The organism is Vibrio hepatarius, from assembly GCF_018860525.1.
Lineage (GTDB): Bacteria > Pseudomonadota > Gammaproteobacteria > Enterobacterales > Vibrionaceae > Vibrio > Vibrio hepatarius_B.
In genome coordinates this window covers 1-14,304 of the sequence record NZ_JAHKPM010000010.1, presented here as the reverse complement: position 1 = coordinate 14,304, position 14,304 = coordinate 1, and the positions used below count along the sequence as shown (strand labels likewise).

At 38.2% G+C, this 14,304-nt stretch carries 15 protein-coding genes and 4 tRNA genes; 8 read left to right on the top strand and 11 right to left on the bottom strand.

Annotated elements, in window-relative coordinates; all coding sequences use genetic code 11:
- Positions 1-80: 80 nt before the first annotated feature.
- Positions 81-1,259, bottom strand: coding sequence for a radical SAM/SPASM domain-containing protein (locus KO511_RS02885; RefSeq protein ID WP_215985973.1), 1,179 nt, complete (start codon positions 1,257-1,259; stop codon positions 81-83).
- 120 nt (positions 1,260-1,379) lie between these two features.
- On the opposite strand from KO511_RS02885, the gene KO511_RS02880 reads away from it, so the two are divergent.
- From KO511_RS02880 to sbcB, 8 genes are all read left to right on the top strand, one after another.
- Positions 1,380-1,456: transfer RNA gene (locus tag KO511_RS02880), tRNA-Met, on the top strand.
- A gap of 145 nt (positions 1,457-1,601) precedes the next feature.
- Positions 1,602-1,675 (top strand) — tRNA-Asp (locus KO511_RS02875).
- Positions 1,676-1,685: 10 nt separating this feature from the next.
- Positions 1,686-1,761: transfer RNA gene (locus KO511_RS02870), tRNA-Asn, on the top strand.
- A 37-nt stretch (positions 1,762-1,798) separates the two neighbouring features.
- A tRNA-Ser gene (locus tag KO511_RS02865) sits at positions 1,799-1,888 on the top strand.
- A gap of 101 nt (positions 1,889-1,989) precedes the next feature.
- Positions 1,990-2,475, top strand: coding sequence for a hypothetical protein (locus KO511_RS02860; RefSeq protein ID WP_215985972.1), 486 nt, complete (start codon positions 1,990-1,992; stop codon positions 2,473-2,475).
- Positions 2,476-2,592: 117 nt separating this feature from the next.
- Positions 2,593-2,865 carry an HU family DNA-binding protein gene (locus KO511_RS02855; protein ID WP_215985971.1) on the top strand — a complete coding sequence of 91 codons (273 nt, stop codon included), beginning with the start codon at positions 2,593-2,595 and terminating at the stop codon, positions 2,863-2,865.
- A 143-nt stretch (positions 2,866-3,008) separates the two neighbouring features.
- Positions 3,009-3,791, top strand: a complete 783-nt coding sequence (locus KO511_RS02850) for a YfbR-like 5'-deoxynucleotidase (RefSeq protein WP_215985970.1) — start codon at positions 3,009-3,011, stop codon at positions 3,789-3,791.
- 7 nt (positions 3,792-3,798) lie between these two features.
- Complete coding sequence (sbcB, locus tag KO511_RS02845) at positions 3,799-5,280, top strand: exodeoxyribonuclease I (RefSeq protein WP_215985969.1); 1,482 nt, start codon at positions 3,799-3,801, stop codon at positions 5,278-5,280.
- Positions 5,281-5,490: 210 nt separating this feature from the next.
- Here sbcB and KO511_RS02840 read toward each other — a convergent pair whose 3' ends face one another.
- The 10 genes from KO511_RS02840 to KO511_RS02795 all read right to left on the bottom strand — a co-directional run bounded on the left by KO511_RS02840 (position 5,491) and on the right by KO511_RS02795 (position 13,786).
- Positions 5,491-6,315 carry a hypothetical protein gene (locus KO511_RS02840; protein ID WP_215985968.1) on the bottom strand — a complete coding sequence of 275 codons (825 nt, stop codon included), beginning with the start codon at positions 6,313-6,315 and terminating at the stop codon, positions 5,491-5,493.
- A gap of 146 nt (positions 6,316-6,461) precedes the next feature.
- On the bottom strand, positions 6,462-7,442 hold the full coding sequence (locus KO511_RS02835; RefSeq protein ID WP_215985967.1) for an AI-2E family transporter: 981 nt from the start codon (positions 7,440-7,442) through the stop codon (positions 6,462-6,464).
- 53 nt (positions 7,443-7,495) lie between these two features.
- The gene (locus KO511_RS02830) at positions 7,496-7,753 is read right to left on the bottom strand and encodes a hypothetical protein (RefSeq protein WP_215985966.1); all 258 of its coding nucleotides are present in this window, start codon (positions 7,751-7,753) and stop codon (positions 7,496-7,498) included.
- 1 nt (position 7,754) lies between these two features.
- The gene (gene minD / locus KO511_RS02825) at positions 7,755-8,564 is read right to left on the bottom strand and encodes a septum site-determining protein MinD (RefSeq protein WP_215985965.1); all 810 of its coding nucleotides are present in this window, start codon (positions 8,562-8,564) and stop codon (positions 7,755-7,757) included.
- Between the two features lie 12 nt (positions 8,565-8,576).
- On the bottom strand, positions 8,577-9,176 hold the full coding sequence (locus KO511_RS02820) for an OmpA family protein (protein ID WP_215985964.1): 600 nt from the start codon (positions 9,174-9,176) through the stop codon (positions 8,577-8,579).
- 9 nt (positions 9,177-9,185) lie between these two features.
- Positions 9,186-10,379: a hypothetical protein gene (locus KO511_RS02815; RefSeq protein ID WP_215985963.1), complete on the bottom strand. Its 1,194-nt coding sequence runs from the start codon at positions 10,377-10,379 to the stop codon at positions 9,186-9,188.
- Positions 10,376-10,924 carry a hypothetical protein gene (locus tag KO511_RS02810; RefSeq protein WP_215985962.1) on the bottom strand — a complete coding sequence of 183 codons (549 nt, stop codon included), beginning with the start codon at positions 10,922-10,924 and terminating at the stop codon, positions 10,376-10,378. The genes KO511_RS02815 and KO511_RS02810 overlap by 4 nt, the downstream gene beginning before the upstream one ends.
- Before the next feature lie 10 nt (positions 10,925-10,934).
- Positions 10,935-12,293, bottom strand: coding sequence for a hypothetical protein (locus KO511_RS02805; RefSeq protein WP_215985961.1), 1,359 nt, complete (start codon positions 12,291-12,293; stop codon positions 10,935-10,937).
- A gap of 28 nt (positions 12,294-12,321) precedes the next feature.
- Positions 12,322-13,092 carry a septum site-determining protein MinC gene (gene minC, locus KO511_RS02800; RefSeq protein ID WP_215985960.1) on the bottom strand — a complete coding sequence of 257 codons (771 nt, stop codon included), beginning with the start codon at positions 13,090-13,092 and terminating at the stop codon, positions 12,322-12,324.
- A 112-nt stretch (positions 13,093-13,204) separates the two neighbouring features.
- Positions 13,205-13,786: a hypothetical protein gene (locus KO511_RS02795; RefSeq protein WP_215985959.1), complete on the bottom strand. Its 582-nt coding sequence runs from the start codon at positions 13,784-13,786 to the stop codon at positions 13,205-13,207.
- Positions 13,787-14,304 lie beyond the last annotated feature (518 nt).

Genomic DNA, 14,304 nt, shown 5'->3' with positions numbered 1-14,304 from the left:
ACAAGTAGCACCTAGGGCACTCCATATTGCAATAATGAGTTAGGTTAAGGTAAATATCCTTCATAACTTATGATTTTCGCTTAATTTTGGTAATTATTCTTGATGAACTCAAAATAAGATTTCAACCCATGGCACTCTGCGTTTGGGTTACTTCGATCCCAAAACAACTCCCTGAAAGAGCATCCGCCTTTACAGAAAAAGTAGTATTCGCATCCTAAACACTCAACAGGCTTTAAGTCCAAAGACATTGTATGTTTCATCCTAAGCTCTGAGTTGACTATTTCTTGAAAATCGTCTTTGAACGCATTGCCATATGAAATCATGTTTGGTTTACCGCTCTCTATGGTGCAACCACTCACCTCCCCTGTTGTTGTTACACACAGTGCACCACTAGCGGGGCATGCAATATCAGAATTCCCTGTTCCACCATTTAAGCACTCTTTGTGGCTATTAATTGGGTAAATGACTAGATCTTTGTCATCTTTTTTATCTAGCCACAGTGTTAATGCGATTAAAAATTCAGCCTCCTTCTCAAAGCTAGGCCACAACGTATTGTCTTTCGCTTTGTAGTGATGGTTCATTTTTTCCATTGGATCTGTAAGTATTGAAAGTCGTTTGCTGCAAAAATCCTCATAATCTTCATCAGACAAAATCCCTTTCATTAACTCGCCATCAGGGTGCATGAGGTTAACTTGAAAAAATCTAACCCCGTTTGAGTACAAGAGTTCAAACATTTCCTCCCAGTTTTCAATTGTTTCTGTGGTTGTGGCTAGCGATATTGCGACCTTTCTCCCTTCCCCAGTCCACTCTTTGAGATTTTTCCACCAATTTTCTTTTTTGCTGCTGTTTGAGCCTAATATCAGTTTTTGAGAATCAAATCGATCCCATTCATATGAAGTGGATACAATATCAAAGAGATGAGCGTACCTTTTTAGGGCATTTGTGGTCGTGAAGTTGGTAACAATAGTTAATGAGATTGGCTTATTTGTTTCATCAAATTTTTTTCTCAAGTAAGGAATGTTCTTAGTATAGAAAGAAGGAGGCATAAGTGTAGGCTCTCCCCCTATAATCGTAACTTCAGCAAATTTTGCACTTGGATCTAATGCAAAGTCATTTGCCATGTTATCGACTAGGCTACGAAATTCCTCTTGCGTCATCCTCTCTTTCTGATCTCTTACCTCTTGGTGTAGAAAACAGTGCTGGCAACTAAGGTTGCATTTCATTGTTGGGTATATGTGGTATAACTTCGAGTTACTCATTCGGGTTCAAAATTTAATTGTTTAAAAAAATGTACAACATCATTTGACAAAAGTCTTATCAGTAGTAAGATAGCGACACATTAAGATTGATACTCTTACGTAAGTTCTTCAATCTTCTGATGCGGGATGGAGCAGCTTGGTAGCTCGTGAGGCTCATAACCTCAAGGTCGCTGGTTCAAATCCAGCTCCCGCATCCACTTAATTATGTGAATTTAAAGTGATTTAAATTTTCATTTGCTTCATTTTTTATGATGCTAGATTCTGGGGTCCCTACGGGTACTTTTTGTTTGCCATAAGGGTTGGCGCATCAAACTCTTAGCCTCCTTTTTTGGAGGTTTTGGAGCGGTAGTTCAGTTGGTTAGAATACCTGCCTGTCACGCAGGGGCGCGCGGGTTCGAGTCCCGTCAGTCGCACCATGTTTATTTTGCTCCCTTAGCTCAGTTGGTAGAGTGACGGACTGTTAATCCGGCTGTCGCTGGTTCAAGTCCAGCAGGGAGCGCCACTTCATTAGGATCTTATTCTTAGGGTTTTAATGAAGTGGAGAGATGGCTGAGTGGTTTAAAGCACTGGTCTTGAAAACCAGCATACGTTAATGCGTATCTAGGGTTCAAATCCCTATCTCTCCGCCACAATTTTGATAATGGGATTCCTAGTTGATTGTTCCGAGCGGGACCCATGTACTGTCTCAGGTTTGACTGAGCGGCTTTATTATGTCTATTTTTTAGTAAAAATGAAAAATTGGATTATAGTTGTTGGTCTTTCTTTTTCTTTACTTGGTTGTTTCTCTGAGGATGTTGTTACCACTGGCGTAACGATGACTACACAGGAAGTTCAATCTCTAGTTGCTAGGGACATAATTCTTTACGAGAAGAACCTAGAGCGTTCGGGTAGAATGCCAACTGACTTCGAACAGAATTATAAGAAGCCGCACCTAGTGAAGCTGTATGTGGCTAGCGTCTTTTTTAGAAACAAGGCTCAAGATTTGGATAATCTTCATGAAAAGAAAATGATCTCTCTTGACCGCAAAATACTTGATGCTAAGAAGGAAGAATTGGATTCAGGTATAAAGTCAGAGGAATTGAAAATCTTGAAGAGAGGAAGAGGTGGCCTTCAGGTTGGGCACAACAAGTCTTTAAAAATGCTTAAAGATAAAGAAAAAGAACGAATCAATTATCTAAATGAGCAATATCTTGCTGTGTTGAAGGCTGATTTTTAGTTCTAATTTTGCTTTTTTGGAAAACGTTGATTTCTTATTGGATTTCGGTTGTACACTTCCAGAAAATATCGCATATTAAATTCGTTACAAGACAATAAAAATGATTTAGGAAAGAAAATGAACAAAACTCAACTTATCGAAGTAGTAAGTGAAAATGCTGGTATTAGCAAAGCTGCTGCTGGAAATACTCTTGATACAATTCTAGAGTCAATCAAAGACACAATGGCTAAAGGCGAAGAGGTTGCTCTTGTAGGTTTTGGTACTTTTAAAGTAACTAAACGTGCAGCGCGTGCTGGTCGTAACCCTAAAACAGGTGAAACGATTCAAATCGCTGAAGCTAATCAGCCTAAGTTCGTTGCTGGTAAGGCACTGAAAGGTCGAGTTAACTAGATCTTTCTGGTTACAAGAAAAAGCCTCGCACTTGCGAGGTTTTTTTGTCATTAAGATACTACACAAGAAAAGGATTTCTTTGTTGCACACTAGATTTACTGTAGAATATTCAATTGTTAAACTATTTGAAAAAGAGTATTTCTGTGAGTCAATTAGATACCGAACAAGATTGGTTGCTCCTTCTAGAGAACCCAGAGGCGAGAAAGAAAATAGCCAAAATCCTATCTGAGCAATCAGAGGCCACACCTCTGAATTGCATATCTCCAAAAGTCATCAATACTGAATCCTTAAAAGTGAAGTACGAAGGGCAAAGTGTTTTCATGGCGCTTCTTCATAGGCAAAACAGCATTGCCAGATGGACAAAATCTCAATCGATCCAGCCAGAAAGTTTAAATGACCATTGCGCATCAGTTGCGTATTTAGGTTTGCTTATTGGCGCATACCACAAAATTAAGTATCCAGAAAGCGACCTTAGTCCCGAAAATCTAGCTGTATTTTGCCTATTTCATGATGCTCCCGAAGCTTTGGGTGAGGATTTAAATGGTGTTTTAAAAAGTAGTGACGAGAAGCTTAGAGGGATGATTAAGCAGACAGAGGGGTATATAGCGCGGAAAATCGCAGCAACAATAGACCCTACTCTATCTCCTATTGTATCTCCGTACTTCCTGATGGAGTGCACCAAGTTGGAAAAAGATTTGGTTAAGGCAGCAGATCTTTTGAGTGCTTTTGCAAAGGCTAAGTGCGAGTTGCGCTCAAATAATGCTGATTTTGCCTATGCGGCAGGTAGTTTGAAAAAGGAGTTGCAGCCGTACCTAAACAAGTATGAGGCAGTTCAGTTTATATATGATCATTATATCATGGCATATGAGCTAACCATTGATGAAATGATAGAGTTCCTCCCAAAAATCGATGAGCTAGGAGATTAGTTTGCTTATGACACTTGTGTTCAATGATTACGAGACATTCAATCTGTCCCCTCTTGGTGGTGCACCTAGCCAATACGCTGCAATAAAGACTGACCTCAACTTTAACCGCATTTCAGTCGAAAATTTTTTTTGTTTGCCTTCACAAGATATAGTTCCTGAATTTCAGGCTTGCTTGGTAACAAAGCATACTCCTGAGTCTGTTAAGTCTGAGGAGAAGTCCTATTGTGAGTACAAGTTCGTAAGTAAAATTCATAACTACCTAACTTCAGACCGTAATACAATTGTTGTTGGGTATAACTCTTTGCGATTTGATGACGAATGGAATCGCCATCTTTTCTATAGAAATTTGCTTCCTCCTTATGAGTGGCATTTTAAGAATGGAAACAGTAGATACGACGCAATGTTATTGATGCAGGCGGTGTATGGCTTGAGACCAAATCTTTTGATATGGCATTATGTTCCAATTTCAGAAAATTCAGATGAGACTAGGGCTTCCATGAAGCTTGAGCATTTATCTGCTGTAAATGGCATTGTTCATGAAAATGCCCACGATGCTCTATCAGATGTTGATGCTTTGATCTCACTAATGAAGAGAGTCAAGGAGGCAGACCCTGAGTTCTATGATCTTGCCTTATCAGTTCGAGATAAATCTTATGTGTTAAATATGCTTTTGGCAGAGGAAAACAAAAGCGGATTACTATATATATCTCAATATGAAAGACAACATAACTTTGTTGGTTACATAATACCACTCTTTCAGTCTGTAGAAGATAAAAATATTTTTTGGGCTTGGGATGCCAAGGTTTGCCCAGAGAAGGTTCTATCATTACCAGAAGACGTTAAGTGTAGGCTTCTGTCATTGAAAAAAGATGAATTAGAGTCACTTGGAATTGATAAGAAAGGTCTGGTAAAGCTTAAGATAAACGCACTACCAAATTTATTTCCAAAGTCAGTATATTCGAAAGAGCTTGCTGGTGATAATGGGTTGTCAGAAATCAGAGAAACCATTAGGGTTAATTCACTTAAGTTGCTTGAGTTAGTCCCTCAAATGAAAGAGTTAGTTAGCTCGATAGAGGCAAACCCTAAAGAATATGATGATTGTTCAGATTACGATATGCGTTTGTATACTGACGGCTTTATGACCCCAGCAGAAAATGCATTCATTAAGAAGTTTCACTCCAAGTTAACTTGGGAAGAAAGGTATGGCTTGACGTCCTCAGAATCTCCAACAGAGCGCACTAAAGCTCTTGCTATGAGGGTCATAGCAAGAAACTCACCTGAAGTTCTAAACGAAGTTGATTCCGAGTTATGGGAGGCTTACGTTGCCCAACGTATGCTTGGGAATACTGATAATTCCCCTAAGTTTGGAGAAGAAAAATTAAGTGCTAATAATCAGATTTTAGCAATTAAGAAACTTTTAGAAAATAGTGATTTGAGTGAGTGCAATGCAAAGGTTCTGACTGAAGTCAAAGACTATTACCATGGGTAATTCGCTAGTTGATATGTACTAACAACACTTGTTGACAACCACATCTCATCAAAGAGACTCAGCACTATGCTGAATCGTCATGCTCAGAAAGGGAAAGGTAGTGCCTACCTGCCCATTCTGACCAAACTGCGTATCGAGCAGGAACTAAGTGATCAGGTTTGATCACCTAGTTTAAATCGGTTTCTTGAATAAGTATTATCTGGCGGGACTTTATTTAGTCCCGTATTTTACCTTGAGTTGCTCTACTACAGAGACTAACTTCTCAACTTCCTCTTTAAGTATCTTTTGAGCCTGACTTTCGTCTTTTACTTTCGTGGCGATCCTGTCACCGCCAAATAACATGGATGTGTTTGGTCTATTGGTAATAAAACTCAATAGTGAGCCTCTTTTTTCTGTTGTCCATCCTTGAAGAAAGTTCACCCAATGATTCACAATTAGTTCACTGCCTATCAACTGTTTAATCTTTAGCGCTCTGGGTAAATAAGCTGTAAGGTGGTGTGCTTTTTTTTCTAGGCATGTGTCAATGAATCTATCGACGTCAGTTCTCTTTTTTCTCCTAGAAATATCTGCTAAGAAATAGTTCATGTTGCCATCATAGCCGAAATCTCTCACTCTATAATTTTCTCCGTAGTAATGAATTAAACTCTTCTTTTTTGCGTGATTAATAAGTGTTTTAATGAAACTTTTTTTATCGACAAAGGGGTAAGTTTCAATATTCAAACTACTAAGTAGGAAGCCGATAAAACTAGGGATAGAAACCCCCCCCTCAAAACCCACTGACTCCTCAATCCTATTTATAATACACACCTTAATTCCACAGTCACTTAAGGCTCTTGCAACGATCAGGCTGATTATCGGCTCATTGCCTACGATTATTACATCAAATTTAATGTTCCTTTTATATACCTCGATCTTTGTCTCATTTGGCTTCTCGCTGAAGTATTCAGATATTGGTTTCGAGGTTCTGTAAGGTAGACTTTTGCATATAGTGTCATCTAAGTACTCCTGATCTCCGATGGTCTCGTCTTGTTTCACTTTTATTTAAAATCATAACAAAACATTAATTCGAGTTTAAATAATTTGTTGATAATTACTTTGTCATAAGCGTTTATTAATAGAAAATATCAACTAGCGAATTACCCCTCATGATTGTAGTGAGGGGTTTACTTTATTTCAGGCACTTACTTTAACAAGGCGCTTAATTTGTTGTCTGGGTTTATCTCATCTAAGGCAATTTTTATACATACTATAATTGGGACACTTAGTATGGTGCCAACAATGCCAAACATCCATCCGAAGAACAACATCGACAAAAACACTACTAAAGTAGACAGTCCAAGTTTATCCCCTATTATTTTTGGCTCTATGTAACTTCCTATTATTATGTTTGAACTAACGAATATAATTAATGTTGTTATTGCTGGTACTGCGCCCATAGTTAACGCAACTATCAGCGGAGGAACAGCAGCGAGGAATGAACCAATGTTTGGTATAAAGTTTAGGGCAGTTGCTAAAATACCCCAAAACAACCAATATTTATGATCAGTGAACAGATACAAGCTCGTGGCTATAATTACACCTGTAGCAAAACTAGATGCTGTTTTAACTGAAATATAGGTTTGTATCTGTTTAGACACACTTCCTGAAAGATTATCTGTTCCGATGAAGTTTGATATCTTATTCTTCCAGCTTTTACCTTCACATAGTGCTAAGAAAATTGTCAATGCAACTATAAAGGTAAATGATATTGAGTTTTTAATTGTAGTTAATACTGTCAATCCTGAAGATAGTACAGACCCTATGTTTAGAGCCTCCATCTGTTCTTTGATAAATGACTCATTTACTCCTGTTAACTCAGATGCTTTTATAACAAACTTTTCAACTGAAGCTTGCATATCAAGAACAAATGTCTTTGACGATGCAGCGACGATGTCACCTATTACAAAGAAACCATAAAAAATTAGTATGACTGTAATTATTGACGCTAAGCTCCTAGGGATTTTGTAATTTTCAAGCTTATCAACAAATGGGTTACATAGTAGGGCTATACATGCAGCCAAAAGAAGAGGAGCTAACATGTTTTCAACTGCCTTAAGTCCGGCAATTATGATAAACGTTGCTGCAACTAATATGATCGGGTTTATATTCTTAGAGTTTTGCATGTTTTGTGAAGGTTATGTGATTAAAAAGGGAGGCATAAAGCCTCCCTTGTCATTTATTTGCTTTGAAGAGGAATTTGGACTTCCATAATTCCAGTCTCGTCATTCAGACTGTAGTTAAGGTTTTCAATTTCTTCTTGGCTAAGGTTTTTCTTTTGATAAAACTCAAGGACTGCCGCCTTAACGCATTCTTGAAGCTCTCTTACAATTTCGCAATCTGCACCAGAACTAGATGCAACAATTACCGATAGTCTTGCCTTTGCCACTCCTGCCGAGGATTCTTTTTTACTGAAAAGTCTGCTGAAAAAGTCCATCTTATCCACCAAACAGTCTCTTTAAGAAACTTTTATCTTCAGTAACAAATCTCATCTCTCGCTCTTCTCCTAGAAGTCTAGCGACAACGTCTTTGTAAGCTTCAGATGCTCGGCTATCGCTGAGGATTACAGGTTGACCTTTGTTTGATGAGTTCATTACATTTCCGTCCTCTGGTATAACACCAATTACCGTGATGGCACCAAGGATATCTTCAATGTCTTGTACATTAAGCATTTCACCCTTATCTACTCTGCTTGGGTCGTATCTAGTAATAAGAAGATTTTGCTTTACAGGATCAAGTCCATTCTCTGCACGGTGTGTGTTTGAACCAAGCATGCCAAGCATGCGGTCAGAGTCTCGTACTGAACTTACCTCTGGGTTCGTTACAACAATCGCTTCATCAGCCCAGTACAGTGCATGTTTAGCGCCACCTTCGATACCAGCAGGAGAGTCGCAAATTATGTAATCAAAATCTTTTGCTTTAAGTTCTTCAATTACTTTTTGCACCCCTTCTTTTGTTAATGCATCCTTATCCCTAGTCTGGGATGCTGCAAGAACAAATAGGTTGTCACAATGTTTATCCTTGATTAGTGCTTGATTTAGTGTTGCTTCACCATTAATAACATGGATGAAGTCATAGATCACACGACGTTCAACGCCGAGGATTAGATCAAGGTTACGTAGGCCAATATCAAAATCTATTACGCAGGTTTTTTGCCCTTGTTGGGCAAGCCCCATTGCAATAGCCGCTGAACTGGTAGTTTTACCAACGCCACCTTTACCTGATGTAGTTACAATTACTTTGCTCATTATTTATTTTTTTTATTTGTATACAAATTCTGCTCGACGATTAAGTCTTTTTTCGTCTTCGTTTTGCTCTTTATTCATGAGCTTCTCTTCGCCGTATGAGATAACCTCGATCTGATGCTCCTTAGCGCCTAGAGAAACAGCGAAATCTTTTACAGCTAAGGCGCGTCTTTCACCTAGCTTGAGGTTGTATGAGCGGTCGCCAGCACTGTCAGTGTGTCCCTCAAGTATTACCTTTAGTTTTTCAGACTCTTTCAGTAGTTTTACATGCTTTTCGATGAGCATCTTAGACTTATCGGTGAGCTTTGAAGAATCAAAACCAAAATTTACAATACCTGTTTCTATTACTGATAAATCTACTCCTTTTTCACCAAGTTCATATAGAAATTCGTCAGTGGAGTGGTAGCCATGGTTTTGACCAAGTATTGAATTTTTTTCTTCTTCTATATCCGCTTCTGTGTAAACTACAGTTTCATCGGCAAACAATGTTTCCATAGTAACAGGCTCATTAAATGCAGAATCACTGGACTTTTCTTTGTAAGTATCTTGGGTGGCGCTACATCCACTTAGGATAATGGTCGCCACTAGGGCACCTATCAGTTTCTTATTGTTCATATTCACCGTCTATAAAGCTGAAATTTGAATTAAATCTTCGTTGTTTATCATAAAGGAAAGTATATTTTTTCCTTTATTTGAAGCCATTTTGATAAAAACCTGACCATTTTCTTTTGTAGAGTAGTATATGGCTTCGCCGTTGCTAGATATGGTTGGTGACTCAATGTTTGGATCTGTCTGTATTTCTTGCATATCTGACCAAGACTCTCCTTCCTTGGTTAGAAGAACCAGTTTGTTGCCTGAGAGGCCAACAATGTCGCCATTATCAGATGCAGATATAGCGTTCAGAGGAAGTGATGATATTGGTTTCTGCCTTCCGTTCCTAACCACATATGCGTATGGTGTATCATTGCGTGATAAACCAACTTTTACGTAAGTTTCACTATCAATTCTTCTTGGGAAGATATCCGCTCTTTTTGATGACTTCATCAATGTAAGCTTAGATGTAGGTATATCGTATCTATATATCTCAGATGTTGCTTTCTCTTTGCTTATTGATACAAGTAGTGATTCACTGTTATTGAAGGATGGGTAAGCGTTAAGCCCTCTTAATGTAGGTGCTTTAATTCTGCGCTTTGTCTTTATATCTTGAATGAAGATTGAGGCCCTAACACTTTCAAAAGACACATACGTTAGGTACTTCCCATCTGGTGACCAGTTTGGCGTTAAGATTGGCTCGTAACTCTCGTGAATTGTCTCTGGAGAGCTTCCATCGTAATCAGATACTCTTAGTATGTATTTTCCATTATCGTGACGACTAATGTAAGCAACCTTTGTGTCAAAAATAGATTCATCTTTAGATGTCAGTGCCTTATAGATCGCTTTTGTCACCGCAATTTCCTGCTTTGGAGAAAGTTCTGTTGAGTACGGTGAGCTTATTCTTGAGATCTTAACCTTGTTTGGCGATTCTGGAACAGAGACAAGAATTTCGCTTACTTCTTTTGATTCAATGCATGCTGTCTGACGTTTAAGTTGCTTTGATACCTCTTTGCAGTCACCTTTGTATATGTTGATATCAGAAAGCTTTCCAAGCCTTTTACTAACGAATAGTGGTGTTGAGCTTGATACTACAGCAGTTATTCTTGCTGACTCGCCACCGCTTTGCACAATGTTGATCGCATCGGCTTGAGCTGCTACCGATGAACTTGCTGATAATGCAGCAACCATTATCATGGCTCTAAGTTTCTGCTTAACTTTGTTCAAAATTTAATTCTCACTTCAAATGTTGGGGATTCATTTTTGAAATCGTAATTGGAGACAACCTTACTTACGTTTCCTTTCTCAATTGCTAACTCAATAGCTCTTTTAAATACATGGTTAGAGCATTCGTTGATAACAATTTCCTTTTTGTTTTTTGATAATCCGAGAGTGCAAAAATCTTCTATGTCGTAATTAAATGGCTTAATTGTTGCGCTAAGCTGTATCTCTCTTTGGATGTCTCTCTGTAGGAGAAGTCTATTGTTTTCAAGCTCTACATCATGAATTCTTAGATTTCGAGTAGCTTTATCCTCAAGGTCTGCCGTATTTTTCGACTGTGTTGTAGATTGATCTTCAACTTGAATAGATATAGGAATTGATTTCTCGCAATTTTCTATATTGCAACTACTATGGTTTTTGTAGCTATCAGAAATCTCGAAGGCGATGGTTGTTAGTCCAGAAATTACAACTATTGATGCCGTAATTAGAGGCAACATGTGCCGTCTCGTAGTTTTTTTCTTTCTACTTTCTAGGTTTAATTTCTGCTTCATGCTTAAGCCTTTATCGCTCAATTATGGTTCTGAACTCTGATTGCTTTTCTCCGCCAGAAATTGATTGTGATTTATCTATAATTGATTGTTCAGAATCCCCACGGTTAACTGCAACTAACACAGATATACCAATAATTGAGGCTATAATTAGAGCCAAGGGTAAATTACTGCTCTTCTTTTTTGCAGTGAAGACTAATGAGTCATATGAAGTGTCTTCATATTGCTCTCGATTAGGCGATTCCTCTTTCTTCACTTCTGAGTTTTTTACTGTCTTTCTGTCTACCTGACTTTCCTCTCTATCCGCATCTGTTTCGCCTAGTGAATTGAGTAGATTTTTTATCTTTCCGACAAAAGTTACCTTTTCAGTCTTCTTCTCTCTTTTTGGTAAGATTTCACTCTGCTCATCGTCACGGTTTGGCTGCAACGGCTCCAATTCAAAGTCATCTTCATCTTGATTGAGTTGGTTTAAGTCTAACTTCAAATCGTCGTCATGTTCTGTGTCTGCTTCTAGAGCAAGATCTGTACTTCTGAATATTAAAGCCAGTAACTCTTGTTCATATTCATTGAACATGTAGCCAGAGAATCTTTCAACGTATTGTTCAAAATTTGAGACAACATACGCATAAGCATCTTTAAACTCGCGCTCATTCTGATATCTTACCTTTACGTTTTCTGAGTTTCTTTCAATCAGGTCGTACAGTTTTCCTTGACGTATTAATTCCTTATTGTAGTTTTCATCACCACTGATGCTGAAAGCGCTAACACAAATATCGAGGGCGGCTAAGAAGTAGACAAAGTTATTGATTGACTCAAGTCTGTCTAAGCTGTAATCGCTGATTGGAGGATAAGCTGAACCGCTAGATGTAGCTCCAATTAAAACTTTTTTTGCTTCTGTCTTATTCGACTCTTTTGCTTTTAGTACCTCAAGGTACTCTTTTAGCATCATCTTGAATTTAACAGTAATGAAGCTTGAAATATCTTCTCCATAGTCGGCTTGTTCGATTCTTTTGAGTAAATGGCCTTCAAAGACATGAAGAAGAATTGGTGTTCTAATTAGGTCTCCAAATGAAGGCTGTAAGTCTTTTTCTGTTTGGTTGCCGTAAACTGCTGCATACCATGAGTCAACCAGCGCGAAGCTGATTTCTTGCTCAGAAGACTTGTCTGCAATCTCTTGAATTTTTTGCTCATCATATGTGTAGATCAGATATGATATTAGTACTTCGTACTTCCCTTTTCCTTCGAATGTATCTTTTTGTGCAATGACCTGAATCCATTCTTCTGCTGAAAAGTTTGCGATCACATTGTGGATGTTTTTGTCGATACTGCTACTTCTCAAAGACTGGTAGGCAATGTCAATTCTATTATTCATTTTATTTTCCTCTTGGTGCCTCTACCTATTAAGATGCACGAATGATAATTTTATTTTGGTCTTCTTTGAGTTGAACTAGTGCACCTTTGCCAAGATCTTCTTCTTTAATATCTTGGTTGGCTGTGTAGATACCATTTATAGAAACAAGTTCAGGATCAAAATTTTTACAAACTATTGTAGAGCTAGATGAACCTTTTGCGCCAGCATGTGCACGCCCTTCTAGTTTTCCGAACACTGTTATGCTGTAATCGGCTGCGACTTCAGCACCACGCTTTACATCTCCAATAATCACTAGATTCTTTCCTTCAGCATAGATAGACTGTCCGCCTCTAATTGATTCTTCAATGATTAAAGACTCTAGTGGCTTATTGCATAAAGGTTCTGATTTAAGAGGTTCTTCCTGTTTTGTTGAGACAGAAGTGACAACTTGTGGTTCTTTTTTAACCTTGCCAGACATGAGGCTAGATGTTTTTTCATCAATACGTTGACGAACGGGCTTTATGCCACAAGCTTGAGCTACAGTAGACTTAATGCCAATTGAACCCACAACATTATGCCCTAATTGTTGCATACACTCTTTGGCCTCCATGACAAACTCTTCAATATCCTCATCCCCGAAATCTAATTCTGTTAAATTCAAAACTATATTCAGGTTAGAGAATGTCTGCGAAAATCGTCTCTGTAGATCTCCAAGTTCTGCGGTTATTAAAGTCAGCTCTTTGTGAGGTATGGTGAGTTCTTGGCAGTAGAAGCTACTTGCCAAAAGGTGTTTTGATATGTTTAGTGATGATTCGCTCATGATTTTTTGATAAAAAGTAGACAATTAGTTTACTTATTTCAATAAGAGCGAAGATGTTTCTTGAGGTAAAAAAAAAGCTGCTAGGCAGCTTTTTTGGGTATATCAGGATATGTTAGTTCGATATGAACGATTCAGCATCAACTTCATTAAGGTCAGCATTCAAGACTTGCGACAGCAATCTGTGTCTTAGTCTGTATGAGTAGTTACCTTTATCATCTGACTCTTTGCGTAGGTTGGCATATGTTTTCTCGATGATGTCATCAACACTGTCTTCACCTAAAAGAGATTTTAGTGCATGATATAGTGCTGCTGGGAATCGGATTTGCGTGTTTGATTTTGAATCTTTACTACACATAACTCTAATGTAGTCTGTGTTTATCTCGTAACCTTCAATGAAGTCAGGATCAATAATTATGGTGTAGAGATACTCACGCATATAGCTAGCAAAAGGTACATCGGGATTCTCTTCTTTTTTCTTCCCAGCGGACACGTATAGCCACCTATCTGCTTTGGTGGAGTCTTTTTTTGAGTTAACAGGCATGTACTGAAAGTCAGAGAATAGCTTCTCTTCGTTCAGTTTGAGTATCTTATGTATGCCTATATCGACACTGAGTTTAGATGTCTTAGGTGTAGAGCTTCCTTGTGGGAAGTACCGATATGTTAGTGTATGAACAGAGTTTTGATTGTTTGCCATGTTGTGCGCTCCAGACCATGATCTCGAACAGCAAGCCTGTCGAGCTAAGGAGTATTTTTTTATATTAGAACCTGTAATAGATATTATCAGAGAAACTCAGATGTGATCAAAGTATATTCACTCAAACGGGGATATTTGTCATTACTCTGACATAGTTAGGTTATTTTTTTAGCTCAATATCACATTTCTGTGCAACTTTTGCTCTTAGCTGTAAGGGTTCTACTATCAGGTCAGATGAGGATATTGCCATAAGATAGTAATAAAGTGCTAACAAAAAAGAGCATGTTGCATACTCTTTTGTATACTATCGATTAAAGCATTGTTTACAATAATGCCTAAAAGTAGCTAGAGAACGACTTATCTTGATACACATTGTGTTTCTCGCTAATTTCTCTTACAAAAATTGACATCTCAACAGAAAACTTATCAAGACGCACTTTGGCTCCACTCATAAATACTTTCTTTTTACCTCTCGTGACTTCTCAGCGCCTTATCAGTCGATGCTTCTTATTTCGTTA

Coding starts and splice junctions, on each gene's coding strand:
- KO511_RS02885 (WP_215985973.1), bottom strand. CDS start 1,259: ATGAGTAACTCGAAGTTATACCACATATACCCAACAATGAAATGCAAC.
- KO511_RS02860 (WP_215985972.1), top strand. CDS start 1,990: ATGAAAAATTGGATTATAGTTGTTGGTCTTTCTTTTTCTTTACTTGGT.
- KO511_RS02855 (WP_215985971.1), top strand. CDS start 2,593: ATGAACAAAACTCAACTTATCGAAGTAGTAAGTGAAAATGCTGGTATT.
- sbcB (WP_215985969.1), top strand. CDS start 3,799: ATGACACTTGTGTTCAATGATTACGAGACATTCAATCTGTCCCCTCTT.
- KO511_RS02835 (WP_215985967.1), bottom strand. CDS start 7,442: ATGCAAAACTCTAAGAATATAAACCCGATCATATTAGTTGCAGCAACG.
- KO511_RS02830 (WP_215985966.1), bottom strand. CDS start 7,753: ATGGACTTTTTCAGCAGACTTTTCAGTAAAAAAGAATCCTCGGCAGGA.
- minD (WP_215985965.1), bottom strand. CDS start 8,564: ATGAGCAAAGTAATTGTAACTACATCAGGTAAAGGTGGCGTTGGTAAA.
- KO511_RS02820 (WP_215985964.1), bottom strand. CDS start 9,176: ATGAACAATAAGAAACTGATAGGTGCCCTAGTGGCGACCATTATCCTA.
- KO511_RS02810 (WP_215985962.1), bottom strand. CDS start 10,924: ATGAAGCAGAAATTAAACCTAGAAAGTAGAAAGAAAAAAACTACGAGA.
- KO511_RS02805 (WP_215985961.1), bottom strand. CDS start 12,293: ATGAATAATAGAATTGACATTGCCTACCAGTCTTTGAGAAGTAGCAGT.
- minC (WP_215985960.1), bottom strand. CDS start 13,092: ATGAGCGAATCATCACTAAACATATCAAAACACCTTTTGGCAAGTAGC.
- KO511_RS02795 (WP_215985959.1), bottom strand. CDS start 13,786: ATGGCAAACAATCAAAACTCTGTTCATACACTAACATATCGGTACTTC.